Source organism: Arthrobacter sp. P4_H3, assembly GCF_056400885.1.
Genome location: NZ_JBFUKK010000001.1, coordinates 37,655 through 58,820 on the forward strand (window position 1 = coordinate 37,655; position 21,166 = coordinate 58,820).

The following is a 21,166-nucleotide window of genomic DNA, read 5'->3' on the forward strand; positions in this document are numbered from 1 at the left end:
CGCGGCACAACCCCTGAAAGAGAACACCTTGGTACACACATTGCTCAATGACTGGTTCGACGACGGCTTCTTCCGGGTCCCCGTTATCGCCGTGCTCCGCGGCCTTACCCCCGGGGAAGCGGTGCGGTCGGCCACGAGGGCCTGGGACGCGGGCGTCCAGCACGTCGAAGTCACCATCGAAACCCAGGACGCCGTCAGGACGCTGGCCGCCGTGGCCGGCGCCGCCTCAGAACGAGGTGTTGCGGTCGGCGCAGGCACCATCATCAGCATCGAGCAGCTGGACGCGGCAGAGTCGGCCAGTGCGTCTTTTACGGTTTCTCCGGGCCTGGATGATGGCGTCATCCGGGAAAGCATCCGGCGCGGCATTCCGCACCTCCCCGGCGTGGCAACCCCCAGTGAAATTCTCCGTGCCAAGGCCTTTGGCCTCACCTGGCTCAAGGCATTTCCAGCCTCCCTTCTCGGCCCCGGGTGGGTCCCAGCCATGAAGGGCCCCTTCCCCGACATGCAGTTCATCGCCACGGGCGGCATGAAGGCGGCGAGCGCCCAAGACTACCTGTCAGCAGGTGTCAGCGTCGTCGGCCTGAGCTCGGATTTCTCCTCCGACGCGCGGTCCGCAGCCGTCCGTGAACTGCTTACGTCAGTCAGTTCGTGCTCCCTGCCACCGTCACGCTGACGGGCGGCGCCGGCACCCTCAGCGGCGTCCTCCCGACCTGGAACGGGTCCGCCCGCGACTGGTACGGCGGGGGAGTGGGGATCATCGCCCCGATCCTGCTTATCGCGCTCCGGCTTCTTCAGGGGCTCGGTGCAAGCGCGGTCGTCGCGTCGAACGGCGGACCCGACGCCGCTGAAGCCGGACTGGGAGCATGGCTGCCGATAGCCGGAACCCTTGCCCTGCTGACCGCCATCACCGTTGTCGCCATGTTCTTCACCCGGGAAACGATCGGCCACGACCTGGATCACAGCCTAGGGAGGCTCAGCGTGGCCTGTCCGTTACCGTTACTGTCCGCGGAGCCTGGAAGGACAGCAGCCGGATCCATTCGGGCGTGAGGTCCCGCAGCCGGATTCCGGGCAGTGCTGCAGCAGTTTCCTGGACGGTGACGGCGGCCTCCAGCTCCGCGAGCTTGGCCCCGAGGCAGCGGTGGATGCCGGAGCCGAACACCAGGCCGTAGGCCGTTGACTGTCCGTTCCTGTCCGGTGAAGTCATGGGATTGCCGCTCAGTTCGAGGAGGATTTCGGCGCCGGCAGGGATCGGGGCGTCACCGAGCTGGGTGTCGCGGGCTGCCACGCGGCGCCAGGTGGGGACGGACGATTCGGTGGTGAGTACGTGCCGGACCACGGTCCTGGAGCCTGTTTCGGTGGCGGCCTCGTTCCAGCCCACGGGCGCGGATCCTTCGAGGAGCCGGAACAGGGTGGTGCTGATCAGCTGGGTGGTGGTTTCCTGTCCGGCGATCAGCAGGAAGTAGCCCAGCGAACACATCTCCGGAGTGGACAGCCCGTGGTCGGCCAGGGATTTGAACAGGTTGCCTCCGGGGGCCGCCAGGGATTCCTTAACCAGCTTCCGCAGCCAGACGTAGAAACCTGCGGCGCTGTGGGCCAGTTCGAGTTGCCGGTCCTCGTCGGGCCAGCCCCAGAACAGCTCCATGGAGTCAAGGCCCCACCGTTTGAGATCCGCAAGATCCCGGACGGGCAGTCCGAGGAGTTCGAGCATGACGACTGCCGGGGGAAACGCCGCGACCGTCAGCACCAGGTCCACGTGGCCGGAACGGTCGAGCTGGTCCGCGGCGTTCCCTGCCGCTTCCCGGGCCAGTTCCCGGATCCGCGGCTCCATGGCGGCGACTGTGGCTGGTGTGAAATAGCCCGCCACCACCTTGCGGATCCCGGCGTGCGTGCCCGTGTCGTTGCTGGCCAGCACAGGCGGTAACGCAAAGCCCACGCGCTGCAGCACGCGTAGGGCCGGTCCTTCCAGTGGCGTGACCGCGACCAGGGCATTGCCGGGGCTGAAGTCGGCAGGACGGTGCAGCACCTCACGGACCGCGTCCGGGTCACGCACCACGAGGTACGGGCACCGCGCCTCGCCGGCTCCGGCAGTCTGTCCCGGGGCCTCCGTCACTGCCAAGGCCCCCGGTCCCGCCGGTCCCGTCCGTCCCGGCCCCGCCGACACCAGCATCTCCGCGGGTCCGGCCGTCATCGCCGGGTTCATGCGGGCAGGCCGTTCAGCCAGGCAGCTGCGCCGGCGCGAAAATCCGCCGGGGACAGTCCCGAGGCCTGCTCGGGGAGGGCGCCGAAAAAAGGCACCCGCAGCGATCCGAGCACCTGCCGGTTGCTGTGGTGCACAACATCCGGAATGTGCGGCCAGCTTCCGAGCACCACCCCAAGTACCTGCAGGTGCCGGGCGTCCAGCGCCTCGAGGGTCAGGGCCGTGTGGTTCAGGGTGCCGAGGGCAGGCCGCGCGACAAGCACGAACGCGGCCGCCAGGAGCGATCCGAGGTCTGCCAAGGTGCAGCCGTCGGAATCCAGTTCCACCAGGAGGCCGCCTGCGCCCTCAACCAGGACATGGTCGTGGCGCCCGGCGAGCGCGCGGACCTTCTCGGCGTGGGCAGCCACGCTGGGGAGCGTTGTTCGGTCGACGGCGGCCGCAGCGACGGGCGCCAGCGGTTCCTGTAGGACGACTCCCGTTTCTGCTGTCACGGCGCCGGCGAGCCGGACAATTTCGGCCGCGTCGGAATCGCCGTCGGCGGCTCCTGACTGGCACGGTTTGTACACTGCGACGCTGCGTCCCGTTCCGTGCAGGACGGCGGCGAGGGCCGCCGTCGTCATCGTTTTACCGACGCCGGTGTCCGTTCCGGTGACCAGGATGATGCCGGGCAGGTTCATGGAAGCTCCTCCAAAATGCCACGCAGCACTGCGCAGCTGTCTTCGATTTCCTCGGGTGTAAGGGTGGCGCGGGCGGTGAGCCGCAGCCGTGAAATTCCGTCGGGAACGGCCGGCGGGCGGAAGCAGCCGATCCGGACGCCGGCAGCACGTGCGGCACCGGCCGCCGCCAGCGCTGCTTCGGCGGACGGCATGGCAATGGACTGGACGGCTCCCGCTGATTGCTCGACGGCGGCCCGCTCGACGGCAGTGCGGTCGACCGCAGTGCCGCCGGCCGCAAGGGCAGGGGCGAGCCCGGCGGCCAGCGCCGTGGCGTTGCTCCGGACGGCTCCCGCCCGCCAGGGCTCTTCCCGGACGATCCGCACTGCGGCGAGGGCCGCCGCGGCAGAGGCAGGCGCCAGACCGGTGTCGAAGATGAAGCTCCGGGCCCGGTTCACGAGGTGTTCCCGCAGGAGGGGGGATCCCAGGACCGCGCCGCCCTGGCTGCCCAGGGCCTTGGACAGGGTGGCCGTCACGATCACGTTCGGATGCCCGGCAAGGTCTGTCCCGGCCACCGAGCCGCGGCCCTGGAAGTCACCGGTGCCGGTGACTCCGAGGCTGTGCGCTTCGTCGATGAGGAGCACGGCGTCGTGTTCCTCGGCCAGGGCCAGCAGGACGGCGAGCGGGGCCTCGTCGCCCAGGACGCTGTAGAGGGATTCGACGGCGATCAGTGCGCGCGGTTCCGGCCGGCCGGCAAGCAGCCGGCCGGCGTCCTCCACGCTGTTGTGCGCGAACGATTCGGTGCGGGAGCGGCTGAGCCTGAATCCGTCGATCATCGAGGCGTGGCAGTGTTCGTCCGCGATGATCAGGGTCCCGGGGCCACCGAGCGCCGTGATCACGCCGATGTTGGCCAGATAGCCGGAGGAGAAGACCAGCGCCGTCTCCATCCCGGTCAGCATGGCCAGTTCCTGCTCGAGGTCCAGATGCAGCCGCGTGGTTCCGGCCACCAGGCGCGAGGACGTGGCGCCCGCGCCCCACACCGAAGCGGCAGCCGCAGCAGCCTGGGCAACCCGGGTGTCCGCCGCGAGGCCCAGATAATCGTTGCTGGCCAGGTCTATGAACCGTTCGTCCGCGTCACGGGCGAGCGGGCGGCGGACCAGGCCCCGGCGGTCCCGGACCGCGGCCTGCCGCTCGAGCCACTGTGCCATCGAGGTGCTCATGCCGTTCCTCCCACTCTTGTTGGGACGCCCTTCCGAGCCGGGACGGGCTCATGGACTTCGGCGACGGCCGCCGTCATGCCTGCGGTGATCTGCTCAATGTCCGCTGCAGTGCTGACGTACGGGGGCATGGTGTAGACGAGGTTCCGGAACGGCCGGACCCAGACCCCGTGCCGGATGGCTGCGGCGGTGACAGCAGTGACGTCCACGGTGTCGTGCAACTCGATAACTCCCACGGCCCCGATGGTGCGGACTTCCCTGACAGCCTCAAGCTCCAGGGCGGGGGATAGCCCCGATTCGAGGCCGGCGCCGATCCGCGCGACGTCGGCCCGCCAGCCACCGTCGCCGATGATGCCGAGGCTGGCGTTGGCCACCGCACACGCCAGCGGGTTCCCCATAAAGGTAGGACCGTGCAGCAGCGCACCTGCCCCGCCGTTGGAAACAATCGACGCAATCTCCCCGGTGCAGAGCGTGGCGGCCAGCGTCAGGTACCCGCCGGTCAGGGCTTTGCCGACGCACATGATGTCCGGCACAACGCCGGCGTGATCCGCGGCGAACAGCTCCCCGGTACGCCCGAAGCCGGTGGCGATCTCATCGAAGATGAGGAGCAGCCCGTGCCGGTCCGCTACCTCCCGCAGTACTGTCAGGCATGCGGCCGGGTAGGCGTGCATCCCCCCGGCACCCTGCAGGACCGGTTCGACGATAATCGCTGCCAGCTCCCCGGAATGCACAGCCGCGATGTCAGCGAGGTCGGACGCCCACGCCTGCACGGCTTCCGGGGTCGCGGAAGCAGCGGCCGGGGGACGCGGAGCGAAGACATTGCCGGCCAGCAGACCCGGGAACGCGGAGTGCATGCCGTCCACAGGATCGCAGACCCCCATCGCTGCGAAAGTGTCGCCGTGGTATCCGCCACGGAGGCTCAGGAACCGCTGCCTGGTTGGCCTGCCTGACGCGGTCTGGAACTGCACCGCCAGCTTCAGCGCAACCTCCACGGCTACCGAGCCCGAGTCCGCCAGGAACACACGCTCCAAACCCGGCCGCCCCGGCGCGGAAGGGGCCATGCCCACCAGCCGCTCAGCCAATTCCACCGCCGGAGCATGAGTAAGCCCCCCGAACATCACATGGCTGAAACTCTCCAGCTGCCGCTGCGCGGCGGCGTCCAGCACCGGGTGGCGGTAGCCGTGGATCACCGACCACCACGAGGACATCGCATCAATCACCTCGTGCCGTGCGCCGTCCTCGCCCCGAAGCTGCAGCCGGACGCCGTCGGCCGCCTCGACCTCCCAGAGCGGGAGGTTCGGAGACGCCGGTGCGTACGGGTGCCACAACCGCGCGCGGTCGCGCTGGATCAGGCCCGGCAGTTCCGAATCCTGCCTCATGGTGCAAGCACCCCGTGGCGGGAGCATTCCGCTGACCAACCTGTTGGTGTGACCTGGACTTTCATGCGCCGCCGGCAGGCGGCGCAGTACCGCGGCGGCTCCATCGCGAGGCGTTCGCCGCAGCGGCGGTGAACGTCCGACGTCGGGCTGACGCCGCCGTCGAAGGGTTCACCGCAGTGCCCGCAAAACTCAGCGGTGGTTGCGCCCGTCGAAACTGGGGCCACGACCGCCGGGTTCCCTGGCAGTGGGCCCACACCGGCGAGGGACCCAGCCTGAGCTTGCGAAGGCTGGGAGCCGGCGGGGACTTGCGAGGTTAGGGAGCGGTTGGGGATCATAGCGTTTTCTGGAGTTCCTTGATGGGCATGTTCAGCTCGACGAGCAGGTTAAGGTCGGCGGTGGCCGGCCGGCCCAGGGTGGTGAGGTAGTTGCCGACGATGACGGCGTTGATGCCGCCCATGAGGCCTTCGCGGGTGCCGAGGTCGCCCAGGGTCAGTTCCCGGCCGCAGGCGTAGCGCAGCACGGTGCGGGGCATGGCCAGGCGGAACGCGGCGATCGCGCGGAGGGCGTCCTTGCCGTCCATGATGCCTTGGTTTTCCAGCGGGGTGCCGGGGCGGGGGTTGAGGAAGTTCAGCGGGACCTCGTGGGGTTCGAGGGCTGCAAGCTGCGCGGCGAGTTCGGCGCGCTGCTCCAGCGATTCGCCCATCCCGATCAGGGCGCCGCAGCACAGTTCCATGCCGGCGGCCTTGACCATGTTGCAGGTCTCCAGGCGTTCTTCGTAGCTGTGGGTGGTGACGACGTCGGGGAAGTAGCTGCGGGCTGTTTCGAGGTTGTGGTTGTAGCGGTGCACGCCCCATTCGGCGAGCTGGTCCACCTGGCGCTGGGTGAGCATGCCCAGGGAGCAGGCGATGTTGATGTCCACGGCTTCGTTGATGCGGTCGATGGCGAACTTGATCTGGTTCATGAGCTTGATGTCGGGGCCGCGGACGGCGGCGACGATGCAGAACTCGGTGGCTCCTGTGGCGGCGGTTTCCTTGGCGGCCTTGACGAGCTCGGGGATGTCGAGCCAGACGCCGCGGACGGGGGAGTCGAACAGGCCGGACTGGCTGCAGAAGTGGCAGTCCTCGGGGCAGCCGCCGGTCTTGATGGAGATGATGCCTTCCACTTCGACGTCCTCGCCGCAGTGCTTCAGCCGGACCTGGTGGGCAAGTTCGAGGGCTGCGGGCAGTGCGTCGTCCGGGAGCCGGAGCACTTCCTCGAGCTGCGCCTGGGTCAGGCCGATGCCGTCCTCGAGGACCTGCCGGCGGGCGATTTCCAGGATCTCGTAGGTTGTGGGGAGGTTCGCCTGAATCGTCATTGATGGGTCCTTTGCGCTGCGTAAGTTGCGGATATTCCTCCGAACCGACGCTAGTTCCCAGTTGGAGGCAAGATTTTGTCGGGTCCCGACAATGGGGGGAACGTGACTTTAGACGGACCATCCTGTGGGCCGTCCGTGTGCGCCGCCTGTGTGCGCCCCTCAGAGCCCTCCACCGGCCGAAGGTCAGGATTCGTCCAGCCAGGCAGGGAATACTGGGAGAAGTCGCGTGGCCTGGGGCCCGGACTCAAAATTCATGTCAACAGGCAAGTGCCGGTTCTTGCCCTGATTCGGCTGACATTGAAACCGGCCAAAATAGCCACGGAGGCATATGACGTTGCTGGTTGGTGGAACCGTCGAGACGGCCGCCGGGAAGAGCACCGGACAGGGCGCGGGACAGGGCGCGGGACAAGCTCCGGTGCGGCGAAGGCTGGACGGCCTCGATGTCCTTCGCGGCGCTGCCGTCGGTGCCGTTCTGATGGGACATTCATGGCCCGGGGTATTTCAGGGTGCCGGCATCGTGGGTGTCATTGTCTTCTTCGTGCTGAGCGGTTACCTGATCACAGGCGTGCTGATCAGGGACGTCGAACAACATCGCAAGGTCCGTTACGGCCGCTTTTACGCGCACCGGGCTTTCCGCCTGTTGCCGGCACTTATCGCCTTCCTTGGTGTCTACGCCATCGTGGAACTGACGGCCGACGTGCTCGGGGACCGTTCCAAGGGAATCATCGGCTACACGCTCCTCGCCGGTTTCGGCTACCTCAAAGACCTGCCGCTGCCCTTCGACGTCAGCATGGCCATCGGACCGCTCTGGACGCTGGCTGCGGAAGAACAGTTCTACCTGATCTGGCCGGTACTGCTGGTCATCGCCCTCCGGAAAAGCCGCCAGGGACGGCTGATCGGCTGGTCAGCCGCCGTCGTCTACTCTCTGATGACTGCCAGCGTGCTGGCGATGCTTGTCCTGGCTCCGAACCTTCATTCCCTGGTCTACGCGCTTCCGACGACGTGGGGGCTTGGGCTGATCATCGGTTCGGCACTGCGCCTCTACAGGGTCCGGATGTTCAGCTGGTTCTCCGGCCGCCGGCGCAGGCTGGTGGCCCTGTTGGGCTCGATCCTTGTTCTGGCCGCGTTGGTGTTCGTCCCCAGGGCCAACGAATCGCCGGCCTTCTTCTTCGTCGGCGGCCCGCTGGCCATGGCTGCCGCCGCCGTCCTCGTAATACTGGCCGCCTCCCGGACACGCGCCATGCCCAAGTGGACGCGGGCGCTGCAGCTCCTGGGCATGGTTTCCTATGCGGCGTACCTCTGGAACTACATCGTGATCCTCTGGCTCAACGACGGATCAACGGCCGACCTGCCGCCCCTCGTCGCCGTGACCGCAACCCTGCTGACCCTGCTAATGGCCGTTATCAGCTGGCACACCGTCGAAAGGCTGGGACGCATCGGGCGCGACCGCTTCGACAGGTACTACGACGCAAGGGCCGGCTCCCGGACCTGACTTGGCCCGGTCACACTTTTGGGATGCGGATCGCGGATCCTCTAAGGTTGATGCCCGATGCTAGCTTTTGATGAAACCTCCGGTCAGTCGAGCCCCGCGCAGCCGCGCGGGCCGGTCTTTGTCGATGAATCAGGACGGCGCCTGCGGCTGGTGAAGTTCCTCGGCCTCGGGTCCCTCGGGCTCGTGGCGGGATACGTCGTCCTCCTGGTGGTGGCGTTCATCGGCGGGCCCAATGTGGCTGCGCCATACCTGCCGCTGCCTCCTGCCGCCGCAGCTCCCGCGGCCCATGACGTTCCTCCTTCCCCTCCGGCACCTTCGTCCAGCGACGCCGCGCCCCCGGCCGCACAGGCTGTGCCGGCCGGGCCCGCAGCGCAGGCCGCTTTCCCGGCCCCTGCAGCCGGGCCGGCAGCCGTTCCGGTGACGCCACCGAGCGGTGGCACGGAAACTGGTACTGAAGTTCACAAGGCGCCCCCCTCCGAGCCTGTGCAGGATGCTGCACCGGTCACGGAGCCGACGGCACCGGGCAAGAGCGGTACGGCACCGGGCCAGGCCACGCGTCCGTCTGCGCCGCCGCAGCCGTGACTGTGAGCCGCCCCGTCAAGTCCGCAGGTCCCGTCAGCGTGAGGTCTCACTGGTTCGTCCTCATCGCAGTCCTGTTTGCGTTGGGTGTCGCCCTCGCGGTACAGGGATACATGCACCATCTCGCCGGGATCGGCGATGACTCATTGCCGTCGAGCACGTCTGCGGCAAGCGTGCCGGATGCCGTCTCCGGTGGCGGCCCGGTGGTCGACTCCCGTGGCGGGGCGGTCCGCACCGTGAGTCCGCCGGACCATACGCTCGCGCTGACATTCGACGACGGACCGGACCCCGTCTGGACACCGCAGATCCTCGACGTCCTGCGGAAATATCACGTTCGTGCGACGTTCTTCGTGGTTGGCTCGGCGGCAATCGACCACCCCGACCTTCTGCGCCGCATCATTGCCGATGGTCACGAGATTGGTGTTCACACGCTCACCCACACAGACCTCGGCACCGCGCCGTCGTGGCGGCGCGATCTCGAAGTCCAAGGTGCCCAGGAAGCCATCGCCGGCATCACCGGCCATGCGACCTCGCTGCTGCGCCCGCCGTACAGCTCCGGGAACGATGCGATCAACGACAGCACCTGGTCGGCCATGCGAACGTCGGCGGATGAGGGCTACATTACTGTCCTGAGCACCGTCGACAGCGAGGATTGGCGGCGGCCGGGCGCCACGGCTATCGAGCGGAATCTCGCTCTATCCGGCCCGAAGGGGCAGGTGCTCCTGATGCACGATGGCGGTGGCGACAGGGAGCAGACCGTTGCCGCGCTCGATTCCGCGTTGTCACGTTTCGCCGGCCAGGGCTATCGCGTGACAAGCGTCGGTGACGCCATCGGTGTTGACAGCATGCGGGAGGCCTCCGCTCCCGAGCAGACGACCGGAACGGCGTTCGTGCGGGGCATCCAGCTGAGCGACTTCGTCGTCACGGCCATATCGTGGGGGCTGGTTGCGGCAGGCATCGTGACGTTTGTCCGCGCTGTCCTCGTGGTCGGGTTCGCGGCCCGGCACAGTCGGGCTGCACGGCGTCTTCAGACGGTCAGCCGGGGCCGGCGACGGATGAACGTGCCGGTCAGGCCGGAGATCACGGAGCCGGTCAGTGTGATCGTCCCCGCTTACAACGAGGCCGTCGGCATCGAAGCCGCGGTCCGGTCCATCGTCGCGTCGACCCATCCCGTGGAGATCATCGTGGTCGACGACGGCTCAACCGATGGGACCGCGGGCATCGTGGAAGCCCTTGGCCTGCCGGGCGTCACCGTTATCCGGAAGGAGAACGGAGGCAAGCCGTCCGCCCTCAATGCCGGCCTTGATGCTGCCAGCCACGAACTTGTGGTGATGGTCGACGGCGACACCGTTTTCGAGCCGGACACAGTTCGTGCCCTCATCCAGCCTTTTGCTGACCCGCGCGTGGGGGCAATTTCGGGTAATACCAAAGTGGCCAACCGCGGCGGAATCCTCGGCGCGTGGCAGCACATCGAGTACGTCGTCGGCTTCAATCTGGACCGCAGGCTGTTCGACGTCGCGGAGTGCATGCCAACCGTCCCCGGGGCTATTGGTGCCTTCCGCCGGGACGCCCTCCTGCGGGTCGGCGGAGTCAGCGACGATACGCTCGCCGAAGACACGGATCTCACCATGTCACTGTGCCGCGACGGCTGGCGTGTCGTGTACCAGGACGACGCGCGGGCCTGGACCGAGGCCCCCGCTACCCTCGGCGCCTTGTGGCGCCAGCGGTACCGCTGGTGCTACGGCACGTTGCAGGCAATGTGGAAACACCGCGGCGCGGTCGTGCAGAGGGGAGCGGCCGGCAAACTCGGCCGGCGGGGGCTCGGCTACCTGCTGGTCCTCCAGGTGCTGCTTCCCCTGTTCGCCCCTGTAGTCGACGTCTTTGCTGTCTACGGACTGATCTTCCTCGATCCTGTCAGGATCGCGGCACTCTGGCTCGTCTTCCTTGTGGTTCAGATGCTCATGGCCACCTACGCGTTCCGGCTCGACAAGGAAAGGCTCGGGCCGCTATGGACCCTTCCACTCCAGCAGTTCGTCTATCGGCAGCTGATGTATCTCGTGGTCATCCAGTCCGTGGTCACCGCGTTGGCGGGTGTGCACCTTGGCTGGCACCGAATGGAGAGGTACGGCAGCCTGCGTGTCCCGCCCACCGCTGAGGGTCAAGTGTAGCCAGAGCCGTCCCTGTCCACTGACAGCCAGGGCCCTGGCGGACAGGCCGGGGTGGACGCCGGCCGGTGCGGCGAGCATGATGAAGCCGTGACCGCTGATGACCAGGCCTTCGTCGAGCCGCCGCGCCGGGCGACTGCGGCCGACGCCGCAACCGTCGCCCGGATGCTCCACGATTTCAACACCGAGTTCGAGACGCCCAGCCCGGGCATCGACAACGTGACGTCGCGGGTGGCCGAGCTGCTGGCGGGGGAGGACGTGGTAGTCCTGCTCGTCGGCGAACCGGGCGACGGACTTGCCGTGCTGAGCTTCCGCTCCAATGTCTGGTACCCGGGCCCGGTCGCGATCCTGGACGAACTGTACGTCCGTCCGGGCCTGCGGGGCGGTCGACTGGGCAGCGCACTGCTCGCTGCCTCCTGCGAGCTGGTACGGGGGCGCGGCGGCGCCGTGCTCGAAATCAACGTCGACGGCGAGGACACTGACGCGCGCCGGTTCTATGAGGCGCGGGGGTTCACCAACACCGACCCCAACGGCACAGAGCCGATGCTTTATTACTATCGGGAGCTCTGAACCGCAGCCTGCACACCACCCTGATTCTCAACAGAGCGTTTCCGTGTGAGGATCAGGTATGCCCCACCGCCTGATGCTGCTGGACACTGCCTCCCTGTACTTCCGCGCCTTCTACGGTGTGCCGGACACGATCCGCCGCGCGGACGGCACACCGGTGAACGCCGTCCGCGGCCTGCTCGACATGATTGCGCGGCTCACAACCGACTTCGAAGCGACGCATCTCGTTGCGTGCTGGGACGACGACTGGCGGCCGCAGTGGCGTGTCGACCTCATCCCCACCTATAAGTCGCATCGGGTTGCAGAGGTGGTGGCCGGCGGTCCCGACGTCGAGGTGGTGCCGGACGCGCTCGAGGCGCAGATTCCGCTGATCCGGCGCGTACTTGAGCTCGCCGGCATCGCCGTGGTCGGGGCTGCTGAATATGAGGCCGACGACGTCGTCGGCACCTACGCCAGTAACGCCGCCTTGCCGGTGGACGTGGTAACCGGCGACCGTGATCTCTTCCAGCTCGTCAGCGACGACCGTCAGGTGCGCGTGATCTACACCGCACGCGGGATGAGGAACCTCGAAGTCTTGACCGACGCCGTCGTCGTCGGCAAGTACCGCGTGCTGCCTGAACAGTATGCCGATTACGCGACCCTCCGCGGCGATGCGTCCGACGGGTTGCCGGGCGTCGCCGGAATCGGCGAGAAAACCGCCGCATCGCTGCTCGGCGAGCACGGCACACTTGACGGGCTGCTCGCCGCGGCAGCGGATGCCGATGGAGGGGTGTCCGCCTCCGTGCAGTCGAAGCTGGACGCAGCTGCGGACTACCTCGCGGTCGCGCCCAGGGTTGTGAGGGTCGTACGCGACCTCGAGCTGCCGTCGCTCGACGAGGCGGGCGCGCGGCTGCATCCTGTTGTCGGCCAGCCGCGGGCCGACCTTGAGCGCCTGGCCACGGAATGGAACCTCGGAGGTTCGGTCAGGCGACTTCTCGACGCCCTTGACCATCGGGATCCATCGTCGTGATCAGGAAGCTACATCGAGCGTCTCACCTGATGGCCTTCGGAGCGTTCCGTGGATGGCATCCAGAGAGAGGGCCAGTTCGTCGGCGAGGGCAGCCACGATCATGAAAGACGGTGTTGCGATCCGGCCCGTCTCGATCTTCCGGAGTGTCTCAGGGGATATACCTGCACCAAGAGCTACCTGGACCAGCGTCCGTTCCCCCCGGGCATTACGGAGCATCTCTCCGAGGAGCTGCCCTGCTCGGATGTCTTCGGGGCTTAGCGGGACTCTAACCATCTTCCCAGAGTAGTACCGTTATAATAATAACGGTACTACCTGGAGGAACCATTGATTGAGCTACTCACGCCCCGAGAAGTTGACGCGGCACGCGTCTCCGGCCAATTCGTGGCGAAGACCCTGTCGGACTTGAGGGAGAGAATCGAACCCGGGACGAATCTCCTGGAAATAAATGATTGGGCAGCTTCGATGATCCGGATGGCTGGTGCCCGCTCGTGCTACGTCGACTACGCCCCTTCATTTGGGCGCGGCCCCTTCGGAAAAGTCATCTGCACGTCCGTTAACGATGCCGTTTTGCACGGACTCCCTTATGACTACGTCCTGACGGAAGGGGATCTGCTTACCCTTGATTTCGCAGCAAGCGTTAACGGGTGGGTCACTGATTCCGCCATCAGCTTCGTCGTGGGGGAGTCCCTCGCACCTGTGGACCGGCACATGATTGAAACCACAGAGAAGGCGCTTCTGGCCGGTATCCATGCCGCCCAGTCCGGAGCGCGTCTTGGAAGCATTTCCCATGCAATTGGCTCAGTGCTCGAATCGGCCGGCTTTGAGGTCAACACCGAATTTGGCGGGCACGGTGTAGGAAGCACCATGCATCAGGACCCGCATATACCAAACATCGGCACAGCTGGACGCGGATACGTACTTCGCCCCGGCCTGCTTTTGGCAATAGAACCCTGGGTCATGGACGGCACCAGCAAACTCGTTACAGCTCCAGACGGGTGGACCTTGTGCAGCTCCAATGGCCGTCGTACTGCGCACTCCGAGCACACGATCGCCGTCACGGAATCCGGACCCGTTATTCTCACTCAACTGGCCTGACGGGGGCTGATTCTCTTGCCCGGCATGCCTGGATCCCTGTAGCAGCGCGGACTTCAGCGTCAGGGTACCCGCACACGGGGAAGCGGTATCACTGAGTCAAGTTCTGCAGAGTCTGCAGCAGAATCACTTCTACTTTACATAATGTAGATTATCGGCGTTCTTGGAACACCCGGAAAGGGTCTCGTTTGAAAGTCTGTCCAACCCTCTGAAAACGCCAAGATGAACCCTGTTTTCCACGACGTCGTCCCGTCCGTGTTCGCGACACTGACTCATCCCTGAGATCAACGACCGGATCGGAAATTCCCCACTTGGTGCATCAACGACTTCCTATGAGGCTCCTCAGGCCAGAAAGGCTTAGGGCGCCCCGCACCCGAACTTAGTTGACATAACTCGGCCCGGTTTGGCTCCATCCACCCCATTTGCCCCACGCCTATCCGCCGACGTAGGCCGCGAGGTGCTCGCCGGTCAGCGTGGAGCGTGCGGCCACAAGGTCCGCCGGTGTGCCCTCGAACACGATCCGTCCGCCGTCGTGGCCGGCGCCCGGGCCGAGGTCGATGATCCAGTCGGCGTGTGCCATGACTGCCTGGTGGTGCTCGATAACGATGACAGATTTTCCGGACTCCACGAGGCGGTCGAGAAGGCCCAGCAGATTCTGGACGTCGGCAAGGTGGAGGCCGGTGGTCGGTTCATCGAGAACGTAGACGTCGCCCTTTTCGGCCATCTGGGTGGCGAGTTTAACGCGCTGACGCTCACCGCCGGACAGCGTGGTGAGCGGCTGTCCTAGGGTGAGGTAGCCGAGTCCGACGTCCACGAGCCGGTCGAGGATCTTGTGGGCCGCCGGCGTGCGGGCCTCACCTTCGCTGAAAAATCCCTCCGCTTCGGTCATCGACATCGCCAGCACCTCGGCGATGTTGCGGCCGCCCAGCTGGTATTCGAGGACTGATGCCTGAAACCTCCTGCCCTCGCAGTCCTCGCAGGTGGACTCTACGGTGGCCATGACACCCAGTTCAGTGAAAATGACGCCCGCGCCGTTGCAGGTGGGACAGGCGCCTTCCGAGTTGGAGCTGAACAGCGCCGGCTTGACCCCGTTGGCCTTTGCGAACGCTTTGCGGATCGGCTCCAGCAGGCCCGTGTACGTCGCCGGGTTGCTGCGCCGGGACCCCTTGATGGCACCCTGGTCGACCACCACAACACCGTCGCGGCCGGCCACTGAACCGTGGATCAGGGAACTCTTGCCCGAACCCGCTACGCCGGTGACCACACAAAGCACGCCCAGCGGAACGTCGACGTCGACGTCCTTAAGGTTGTGCGTCGAGGCACCGCGCACCTCAAGCGTGCCGGACGGGGTACGCACGGATTCCTTGACCCTGGCCCGGTCGTCGAGGTGGCGGCCGGTGATGGTGTCACTCCCCCGCAGCCCCTCGACACTCCCCTCGAAGCAGACTCTGCCGCCCTCGGTGCCGGCCCCGGGGCCGAGGTCAACGACGTGGTCGGCAATGGCGATGGTCTCCGGCTTGTGCTCGACCACGAGCACGGTGTTGCCCTTGTCGCGCAGCTGCAGCAGCAGCTGGTTCATCCGTTCGATGTCATGCGGGTGCAGGCCGATGGTCGGCTCGTCAAAGACGTAGGTGACGTCCGTGAGGGACGAGCCGAGGTGCCGGATCATCTTGGTGCGCTGGGCCTCTCCCCCGGACAATGTGCCCGCCGGCCGGTCCAGAGAAAGGTAACCCAGCCCGATTTCGGCGAAGGAATCCAACAGGTGGCGCAGGCCCCTGAGAAGCGGCGCGACTGACGGCTCGTCGAACTCGCGGACCCACTCGGCCAGGTCGCTGATCTGCATCTCGCACAGCTCGGCGATGTTCTTGCCCTGGATCCTCGACGACCTGGCCTCGGGGCTGAGCCGTGTGCCCTCGCACTCGGGGCAGGCCTGGAAAGTGATGGCGCTCTCCACGAAGCGCCGCACGTGTGGCTGCATCGCCTCGACGTCCTTGGACAGCATGGACTTCTGGATCTTGGGGATGATGCCCTCGAACGTGAGGTTGATGCCCTCGACCTTGATCTTGGTGGGCTCGGCGTACAGCATCGTCTCGAGCTGCTTCTTGGTGAACGTGGCAATCGGCTTGTCCATCGGCAGGCCCATCCCCTCAAACAGCCTGCCGTACCAGCCGTCCATGCTGTAACCGGGAACGGTCAGGGCACCCTCGCCCAGCGACTTGCTGTCGTCGTAAAGCGCGGTGAGGTCGAAGTCGGAGACCGAGCCCATGCCCTCGCAGCGCGCACACATTCCGCCCAGGTAGACAGCGTTCTGGATAACGGCCTTCTCCACCCGGCCGCCCGCCTTCTCGGTGCTCATTACGCCGCTGGCCTTCCGCGTCGGGACGTTGAAGGAGAACGCCGTGGGCGGCCCCACGTACGGCTGGCCCAGCCGGCTGAAGAGGATCCGGAGCATGGCGTTGGCGTCCGTCGCAGTGCCCACCGTGGACCGGGGATTGGCCCCCATCCGCTCCTGGTCCACAATGATCGCCGTCGTCAGTCCCTCAAGGAAGTCGACGTCGGGCCGGGCCAGGTTCGGCATGAAGCCCTGCACGAAGGCGCTGTAAGTCTCGTTGATCATCCGCTGCGACTCAGCGGCGATCGTGCTGAACACCAGCGAGCTCTTGCCGGAGCCGGAGACGCCGGTGAATACCGTCAGCCGGCGCTTCGGGATCTCCACGCTGACGTCCTTGAGGTTGTTCTCGCGGGCGCCCTGCACGCGGATCAGGTCGTGGCTGTCGGCGACGTGCTCCGTGTGCAAATGCGAGTCCGCCTGGGTGGCCATGCTCATCGTGTCTCCATCCGTTCTTCGGGGGCCGCCTTCGTGGCATGCGCCGGCGTCGCCTGCCCCAATCTAACCAGCATTGTCTTAACAGCAAAGCTCGCTGAGAATGAACCATGACGGTCTACATGAGGTCCCTGGAAACTGCTGTCCCGCCCACCGTACTCATTCAGTCTGAAGCCCGCGATGTATTTGCCGCCCAACCGGGCCTCACCAGGCTGGGTTCCCGGCTGGTGAGCACGTGCTTTGACTCCGCCGCCATCGACACCCGGTACACAGCTGTCACTGAACTCACCAAGGACAGCCGCGCGGACGAGCCGAAGTTCTTCGACCCGGACACCGGCCTGGTGCTGAGCCCCAGCACCAAGGTCCGCAACGACATCTTCGGCCGCGAAGCCACCAAACTCTTCGTGCAATCCGCCCAGGCCGCGCTGGATGCCTGCCCCGGAATCGGTGCACAGGACATCACCCATCTCGTGACGGTCTCGTGCACAGGTTTCTTCAATCCCGGACCGGACTACAAGATTGTCCGCGCCCTCGGCCTGAATCCGGCGGTGCAGCGCTACCACCTTGGCTTCATGGGCTGCTACGCGGCTTTTCCGGCGCTGCGTGCCGCCAAGTCCTTCTGCGAGGCAGATCCCGACGCCGTTGTCCTGGTGGTCTGCGCCGAGCTCTGCTCGCTCCATGTCCGCACGTCCAACGATCCCGACACGATCATGGGCTCGGCATTGTTTGCCGACGGTGCAGCGGCGGCCATCATTTCCGCCAGGGACATTCCGGACGGAGACCCGCTGCTGCGGCTGGACCATTTCGAAACCGTTCTCACTCCTGTCGGTGAGGAATCCATGGCGTGGAACATCGGCGACGAGGGCTTTGAAATGGTGCTGGGGAACTATGTTCCGCACATTATTGACGATCACATCATCGGCGCGCTGGAACCCCTGCTTTCCCGCGATGAATCCCTGCGCGGACTCCCCTACCGGGATATCACCCACTGGGCCATCCACCCCGGCGGCCGGAGCATCCTGGACAAGGTGCAGTCCCGGCTCGAACTGACGGACGAGCAACTGGTGCCCGCCCGGGAAACCCTCCGCAACTACGGAAACATGAGCAGCGCCACGGTGCTCTTTGTCCTCAAGCACATCGCCGGTCTCCCGCCGCAGGATGGTGCTGAACGGATCTGTTCCATGGCGTTCGGACCAGGCCTGACAGTGGAAACGGCGATGTTCACCAAGGTGCGCGCAACGCTGACGGGAGGTTCGCCTGAGCCAGCTGCCCGGGACGCGTCCGCCATACCGGACGCCGCACCGGACGCCGCAGCACAGACTGAGCCGTCACTGATTTGATGGCCACCAGGGGCCCGCTGCGCGACCGTGACGTCCACGCGGTGGAGGAAATGGACCGCCCCGGCTGCGACCCGGCACGGCTGAACCGCACGTACGCGCAGTTCTCCGTGGTCAACAAGGCCGTTGCCGGCTGGCGCGGAATCTACCGGACGCGCATCCGGCCCGTCCTGTCGGCCACTACGGTGACAACCCTGTTGGACATCGGGTGCGGCGGCGGGGACGTGCCTGTCCTGTTGGCTGCGTGGGCGGCCCGCGACCGGCGGAAACTGGAGATAACAGCCATTGATCCGGACCGGCGCGCCTTCGACTTCGCCCGGCGCCGTAGGCACACCCCCGGGGTGACGTTCCGGCAGGCGTCCACGGCCGAACTGGCCGGCGAGGGGAAGCGCTATGACGTGGTGGTCTCCAATCATGTCCTGCACCATCTGGGCACAGCCGAGCTGCCGCAGTTCCTCGCTGAATCGGCGCTGCTGTCCCGGGGCACCGTCATCCACAACGACATCCGCCGCAGCCCCGCCGCGTACGCGCTGTTCTATGCGGCCTCGTGGCCGTTCCCCGGTTCCTTCATCCGGGAGGACGGGCTGACCTCGATCCGCCGGAGCTACACGACCGCGGAACTCCAGGCTGCCGCTCCCCCGGGCTGGACCGTGCTGGCCCGCCCGCCCTTCCGCAACGTCCTCACCCTGAACCGGAACGCGCGCGGTGATTGACGTCGTCGTGGTGGGCGGCGGACCGGTGGGACTGTACCTGGCAGCCCTCTTGCTGCAGCACGGTGTGTCTGTCCGCATCCTGGAGCAGCGCGCCGAACCGAACACCCACTCGCGCGCCATCGGCATCCATCCCCCGTCGCTGGAAGCACTCGACGGCATTGGCGTCGCGTCCGCGCTGGTGTCGGAGGGCGTGCAGATCCGACGCGGCGTTGCCTTCGGGGGCGGCGTGGAACTGGCGGGGATGTCCTTCCGCGCTGTGTCACGCCGCTACCCGTTCGTGTTGTCAGTCCCGCAGGCGCGCACGGAAGCCGTCCTGGAACGGCGCGTCCGGGAACTGGACGGCGGGGCGATGCTGCGCGGAGCCACCGTGACGGGACTGCACGACGACGGCGCGAGGGTTGCGTTGGACGTCGTCACCGGGGACGGGGAGTCCCGGATTCATGCCTCCCTTGCCGTGGCCGCAGACGGTGTCCGGTCCACGGTCCGGCAGCTGCTGGGCATTCCGGTGCGGCTCAAGGACTACCCCGATTCCTACCTGATGGGAGACTTCGCAGACAGCACCGCGATCGGCCCGGATGCGGCGCTGTTCCTGGAAGCCGCAGGGATCGTGGAGTCCTTTCCGCTGCCGGGGCGGGTGCGGCGCTGGGTGGCGAGGATGCCTGCAGCCGGCGAAGACGCGCCAACCGCCCGGTCCCTGGGCGGCATCGTGCAGGACCGGACCGGCGTAGCCGTCGACCCCGGCACCAATTCCATGCTGAGCAGTTTCGGGGTCCGTTCGCGCCTGGCGAAGCGAATGATCCACGGCCGCACGGCGCTCATCGGTGACGCCGCCCATGAAATCAGCCCGATCGGCGGCCAGGGAATGAACCTGGGCTGGCTGGACGCTGCTGAGCTGGCACCGCTCCTCCTCAGCCGGCTTGCGCACGCGGAGCTGGAGGGGGAACTGCAATGCTTTGAACGTCACCGGCTGCAGGCGGCCGCGCGGGCCGCCCGGCAGTCCGAAATCAACATGGCCCTTGGCCGGCCGCTGCCCCTGCCGCTGTGGCGTGCCCGGAACCGGCTGATCGGCTTTGCGGCAAGCCTGCCGGCCATCAATTCACGCGTGGCAGCCCGGTTCACCATGCACTAGAGCACCGGCGTACTCCGCACCTGCCTATTCGGCGTCCGCGTCATCGGTGAAGTAGCAGTCGTAACTGTCCTGGCTGGTAATCCGGCCGTCCCGGACCTCGAAGACCGACGTGGTCCGCGCCCGGATGGTCTCGCCGGCATCCCAGTAGCGGAGGTCCATCAGCAGCGTGGCCGACCAGTCGACTTCCAGCACCACACGGCTTCCTTCGCAGGTGGTCCGCCGAACGTCGAAACGCTGGCCGGACACCACGTGGCGGCTCTGATCAGCACCGGCGAGCACCTGGTCGCGGCTGCGGGTCGAACCTCCGGGCGCAAGAATGTGCGGCGCTTCGACCAGGGTGAAGTCTTCCGCAAGGTAGGTGTCCACCTCCGCCGCGCCGCCGCCGGCCTCAATGGCTCGTACAAATCCAAGGACACAATTGAGCGGCGTCTGTTCAGTCATGCAACGAGGGTAGCCCATCACCCGGCGACGCCGCGGAGCCCTGCCCTTAGACTGCTGGCATGACCGGCGTCCTACAGGCACGACGACGGCGGCACGCGGCTGCCGCCGTCGTTCTCGCTGTCCTGATGGCTGCTGCCGCCGTGCAGGGCTGCAGCCCGGGAACGCCGGTCCCCGCACCGCGCCCGTCCGGCGGTCCCGCCGCGGCGTCCGGAGCGCCTTCGCCGCGCGGGCCGCTAACTGCCGGGCTCAACCAGTTCAGGGACAATTACGCCACGCAGATCATCGAGATCCAGCTCAGCAACACATCGTCCGTGCCCGTGACGGTCCTGGGCGCCGATGTGTTGAGCACCCTGTTCCCCGCGGGGGCCGCCTGGCAGGCCGGACCGGAAGGTACCGAGGTGCCGCCGGGCCAAACCAAGAGCCTGCCGGCAAGGCTCCCCGCCCCCTCCTGCCAAAATCCCGCCGAGGACGCCGGTGCCCGCACGGTTCCCGCCGAGGCGAGGGTCACCGTCCGGCAGGGATCCACAACCAGCACGGTGCAAATGGCGGCCGCGGATCCCTTCGGTGTCCTCTCCCGGAACTATGAGGAGCTGTGTCTTGCCCGCGACGCCGGGCGTGTGGCCGTGTTCAGCCTGGCCCCGGACCTGGAGGTCGCGGCGGACGCCCGTACCGCCGTCGTGCGCCTGACGGTCACACCGAACAAAGCCGGAACCGGAACGATCCGCGAACTGACCATCCACCGCATAGATGGAACCACCCTCCTGGCCGCCCCGCCTGACAGCCCGTGGCCGAGCGGCGTGACGGTTGCTGCCGGTACCGGTCCCGCGGAGTTCCGCCTCCGGGTCCGCCCCGCCCGCTGCGACCCCCACGCCGTTGCCGAGGACAAGGTGGGAACGCTGCTGCCCCTGCTCGTGAACGTCGGCGGCAGGGAAGGTACCCTGAAGGTTGCCGCCGGGCCCGCACTCAAAGGGCAGATCCATGACTTCGTCACCACCGCCTGCGGAGCGCACTAGGCTTT

The 21,166-nt window shown here is 66.8% G+C and carries 21 protein-coding genes; 12 read left to right on the plus strand and 9 right to left on the minus strand.

Annotated elements, in window-relative coordinates; all coding sequences use genetic code 11:
- Positions 1 to 28 precede the first annotated feature (28 nt).
- Together AC1DRE_RS00185 and AC1DRE_RS00190 are read left to right on the plus strand one after the other, a co-directional pair.
- Positions 29 to 673 carry a bifunctional 4-hydroxy-2-oxoglutarate aldolase/2-dehydro-3-deoxy-phosphogluconate aldolase gene (locus tag AC1DRE_RS00185; RefSeq protein WP_476982812.1) on the plus strand — a complete coding sequence of 215 codons (645 nt, stop codon included), beginning with the start codon at positions 29 to 31 and terminating at the stop codon, positions 671 to 673.
- Entirely contained in the window at positions 649 to 1,047 is a 399-nt protein-coding gene (locus tag AC1DRE_RS00190; RefSeq protein WP_476982813.1) for a hypothetical protein, read from the plus strand. Before AC1DRE_RS00185 ends, AC1DRE_RS00190 begins: the two co-directional genes overlap by 25 nt.
- Here AC1DRE_RS00190 and AC1DRE_RS00195 read toward each other — a convergent pair.
- From AC1DRE_RS00195 to bioB, 6 genes are read right to left on the minus strand one after another with little or no spacing between them, the layout of a single operon-like run.
- The gene (locus tag AC1DRE_RS00195; protein WP_476982814.1) at positions 974 to 2,200 is read right to left on the minus strand and encodes a cytochrome P450; all 1,227 of its coding nucleotides are present in this window, start codon (positions 2,198 to 2,200) and stop codon (positions 974 to 976) included. The genes AC1DRE_RS00190 and AC1DRE_RS00195 overlap by 74 nt on opposite strands.
- On the minus strand, positions 2,197 to 2,874 hold the full coding sequence (gene bioD / locus AC1DRE_RS00200) for a dethiobiotin synthase (protein ID WP_476982815.1): 678 nt from the start codon (positions 2,872 to 2,874) through the stop codon (positions 2,197 to 2,199). The genes AC1DRE_RS00195 and bioD overlap by 4 nt, the downstream gene beginning before the upstream one ends.
- Positions 2,871 to 4,058 carry an aminotransferase class I/II-fold pyridoxal phosphate-dependent enzyme gene (locus AC1DRE_RS00205; protein WP_476983315.1) on the minus strand — a complete coding sequence of 396 codons (1,188 nt, stop codon included), beginning with the start codon at positions 4,056 to 4,058 and terminating at the stop codon, positions 2,871 to 2,873. The genes bioD and AC1DRE_RS00205 overlap by 4 nt, the downstream gene beginning before the upstream one ends.
- Positions 4,059 to 4,066: 8 nt before the next feature.
- A complete protein-coding gene (locus tag AC1DRE_RS00210; RefSeq protein ID WP_476982816.1) occupies positions 4,067 to 5,446 on the minus strand; it encodes an adenosylmethionine--8-amino-7-oxononanoate transaminase in 1,380 nt (459 codons plus the stop codon).
- Complete coding sequence (gene bsaP, locus AC1DRE_RS00215) at positions 5,443 to 5,781, minus strand: biotin synthase auxiliary protein BsaP (RefSeq protein ID WP_476982817.1); 339 nt, start codon at positions 5,779 to 5,781, stop codon at positions 5,443 to 5,445. The genes AC1DRE_RS00210 and bsaP overlap by 4 nt, the downstream gene beginning before the upstream one ends.
- On the minus strand, positions 5,778 to 6,800 hold the full coding sequence (gene bioB / locus AC1DRE_RS00220) for a biotin synthase BioB (protein WP_476982818.1): 1,023 nt from the start codon (positions 6,798 to 6,800) through the stop codon (positions 5,778 to 5,780). The genes bsaP and bioB overlap by 4 nt, the downstream gene beginning before the upstream one ends.
- Positions 6,801 to 7,128: 328 nt before the next feature.
- Between bioB and AC1DRE_RS00225 the strand changes: the two genes are divergently transcribed.
- The 5 genes from AC1DRE_RS00225 (at position 7,129) to AC1DRE_RS00245 (ending at position 12,612) form a co-directional block, all read left to right on the plus strand.
- Positions 7,129 to 8,292 (plus strand): acyltransferase family protein, encoded by a 1,164-nt coding sequence (locus AC1DRE_RS00225; protein ID WP_476982819.1) that lies wholly within the window; start codon positions 7,129 to 7,131, stop codon positions 8,290 to 8,292.
- Positions 8,293 to 8,349: 57 nt separating this feature from the next.
- Positions 8,350 to 8,874, plus strand: a complete 525-nt coding sequence (locus AC1DRE_RS00230) for a hypothetical protein (RefSeq protein ID WP_476982820.1) — start codon at positions 8,350 to 8,352, stop codon at positions 8,872 to 8,874.
- A gap of 38 nt (positions 8,875 to 8,912) precedes the next feature.
- Positions 8,913 to 11,039, plus strand: a complete 2,127-nt coding sequence (locus AC1DRE_RS00235) for a bifunctional polysaccharide deacetylase/glycosyltransferase family 2 protein (protein WP_476982821.1) — start codon at positions 8,913 to 8,915, stop codon at positions 11,037 to 11,039.
- Between the two features lie 87 nt (positions 11,040 to 11,126).
- Positions 11,127 to 11,606 carry a GNAT family N-acetyltransferase gene (locus tag AC1DRE_RS00240; RefSeq protein ID WP_476982822.1) on the plus strand — a complete coding sequence of 160 codons (480 nt, stop codon included), beginning with the start codon at positions 11,127 to 11,129 and terminating at the stop codon, positions 11,604 to 11,606.
- Between the two features lie 58 nt (positions 11,607 to 11,664).
- On the plus strand, positions 11,665 to 12,612 hold the full coding sequence (locus tag AC1DRE_RS00245; protein WP_476982823.1) for a 5'-3' exonuclease: 948 nt from the start codon (positions 11,665 to 11,667) through the stop codon (positions 12,610 to 12,612).
- Here the strand turns inward: AC1DRE_RS00245 and AC1DRE_RS00250 are convergent, their stop codons facing one another.
- The gene (locus tag AC1DRE_RS00250) at positions 12,613 to 12,885 is read right to left on the minus strand and encodes a helix-turn-helix domain-containing protein (RefSeq protein WP_476982824.1); all 273 of its coding nucleotides are present in this window, start codon (positions 12,883 to 12,885) and stop codon (positions 12,613 to 12,615) included.
- Between the two features lie 51 nt (positions 12,886 to 12,936).
- Between AC1DRE_RS00250 and map the strand changes: the two genes are divergently transcribed.
- Positions 12,937 to 13,707, plus strand: a complete 771-nt coding sequence (gene map, locus AC1DRE_RS00255) for a type I methionyl aminopeptidase (RefSeq protein ID WP_476982825.1) — start codon at positions 12,937 to 12,939, stop codon at positions 13,705 to 13,707.
- Between the two features lie 430 nt (positions 13,708 to 14,137).
- Here map and AC1DRE_RS00260 read toward each other — a convergent pair whose 3' ends face one another.
- A complete protein-coding gene (locus AC1DRE_RS00260; protein WP_476982826.1) occupies positions 14,138 to 16,531 on the minus strand; it encodes an ATP-binding cassette domain-containing protein in 2,394 nt (797 codons plus the stop codon).
- Positions 16,532 to 16,638: 107 nt separating this feature from the next.
- Here AC1DRE_RS00260 and AC1DRE_RS00265 point away from each other — a divergent pair, with 107 nt between their 5' ends.
- The 3 genes from AC1DRE_RS00265 to AC1DRE_RS00275 are packed head-to-tail and all read left to right on the plus strand — an operon-like array spanning position 16,639 to position 19,707.
- Positions 16,639 to 17,868, plus strand: coding sequence for a type III polyketide synthase (locus AC1DRE_RS00265; RefSeq protein WP_476982827.1), 1,230 nt, complete (start codon positions 16,639 to 16,641; stop codon positions 17,866 to 17,868).
- Complete coding sequence (locus tag AC1DRE_RS00270) at positions 17,868 to 18,578, plus strand: class I SAM-dependent methyltransferase (RefSeq protein WP_476982828.1); 711 nt, start codon at positions 17,868 to 17,870, stop codon at positions 18,576 to 18,578. Before AC1DRE_RS00265 ends, AC1DRE_RS00270 begins: the two co-directional genes overlap by 1 nt.
- Positions 18,571 to 19,707 carry an FAD-dependent oxidoreductase gene (locus AC1DRE_RS00275; protein ID WP_476982829.1) on the plus strand — a complete coding sequence of 379 codons (1,137 nt, stop codon included), beginning with the start codon at positions 18,571 to 18,573 and terminating at the stop codon, positions 19,705 to 19,707. The genes AC1DRE_RS00270 and AC1DRE_RS00275 overlap by 8 nt, the downstream gene beginning before the upstream one ends.
- Positions 19,708 to 19,731: 24 nt before the next feature.
- Here the strand turns inward: AC1DRE_RS00275 and AC1DRE_RS00280 are convergent, their stop codons facing one another.
- A complete protein-coding gene (locus AC1DRE_RS00280; protein WP_476982830.1) occupies positions 19,732 to 20,148 on the minus strand; it encodes a nuclear transport factor 2 family protein in 417 nt (138 codons plus the stop codon).
- Positions 20,149 to 20,207: 59 nt separating this feature from the next.
- Here AC1DRE_RS00280 and AC1DRE_RS00285 point away from each other — a divergent pair, with 59 nt between their 5' ends.
- Positions 20,208 to 21,161 carry a hypothetical protein gene (locus AC1DRE_RS00285; protein WP_476982831.1) on the plus strand — a complete coding sequence of 318 codons (954 nt, stop codon included), beginning with the start codon at positions 20,208 to 20,210 and terminating at the stop codon, positions 21,159 to 21,161.
- Positions 21,162 to 21,166: the final 5 nt, after the last annotated feature.

Bases quoted from the DNA above. Each gene is read 5' to 3' on its own strand.
- AC1DRE_RS00225 (WP_476982819.1), top strand. From the start codon at position 7,129: ATGACGTTGCTGGTTGGTGGAACCGTCGAGACGGCCGCCGGGAAGAGC.
- AC1DRE_RS00245 (WP_476982823.1), top strand. From the start codon at position 11,665: ATGCCCCACCGCCTGATGCTGCTGGACACTGCCTCCCTGTACTTCCGC.
- bioD (WP_476982815.1), bottom strand. From the start codon at position 2,874: ATGAACCTGCCCGGCATCATCCTGGTCACCGGAACGGACACCGGCGTC.
- AC1DRE_RS00265 (WP_476982827.1), top strand. From the start codon at position 16,639: ATGACGGTCTACATGAGGTCCCTGGAAACTGCTGTCCCGCCCACCGTA.
- AC1DRE_RS00195 (WP_476982814.1), bottom strand. From the start codon at position 2,200: ATGAACCCGGCGATGACGGCCGGACCCGCGGAGATGCTGGTGTCGGCG.
- AC1DRE_RS00280 (WP_476982830.1), bottom strand. From the start codon at position 20,148: ATGACTGAACAGACGCCGCTCAATTGTGTCCTTGGATTTGTACGAGCC.
- AC1DRE_RS00260 (WP_476982826.1), bottom strand. From the start codon at position 16,531: ATGAGCATGGCCACCCAGGCGGACTCGCATTTGCACACGGAGCACGTC.
- AC1DRE_RS00210 (WP_476982816.1), bottom strand. From the start codon at position 5,446: ATGAGGCAGGATTCGGAACTGCCGGGCCTGATCCAGCGCGACCGCGCG.
- bioB (WP_476982818.1), bottom strand. From the start codon at position 6,800: ATGACGATTCAGGCGAACCTCCCCACAACCTACGAGATCCTGGAAATC.
- AC1DRE_RS00270 (WP_476982828.1), top strand. From the start codon at position 17,868: ATGGCCACCAGGGGCCCGCTGCGCGACCGTGACGTCCACGCGGTGGAG.
- AC1DRE_RS00250 (WP_476982824.1), bottom strand. From the start codon at position 12,885: ATGGTTAGAGTCCCGCTAAGCCCCGAAGACATCCGAGCAGGGCAGCTC.
- bsaP (WP_476982817.1), bottom strand. From the start codon at position 5,781: ATGATCCCCAACCGCTCCCTAACCTCGCAAGTCCCCGCCGGCTCCCAG.
- AC1DRE_RS00285 (WP_476982831.1), top strand. From the start codon at position 20,208: ATGACCGGCGTCCTACAGGCACGACGACGGCGGCACGCGGCTGCCGCC.
- AC1DRE_RS00205 (WP_476983315.1), bottom strand. From the start codon at position 4,058: ATGGCACAGTGGCTCGAGCGGCAGGCCGCGGTCCGGGACCGCCGGGGC.
- AC1DRE_RS00230 (WP_476982820.1), top strand. From the start codon at position 8,350: ATGCTAGCTTTTGATGAAACCTCCGGTCAGTCGAGCCCCGCGCAGCCG.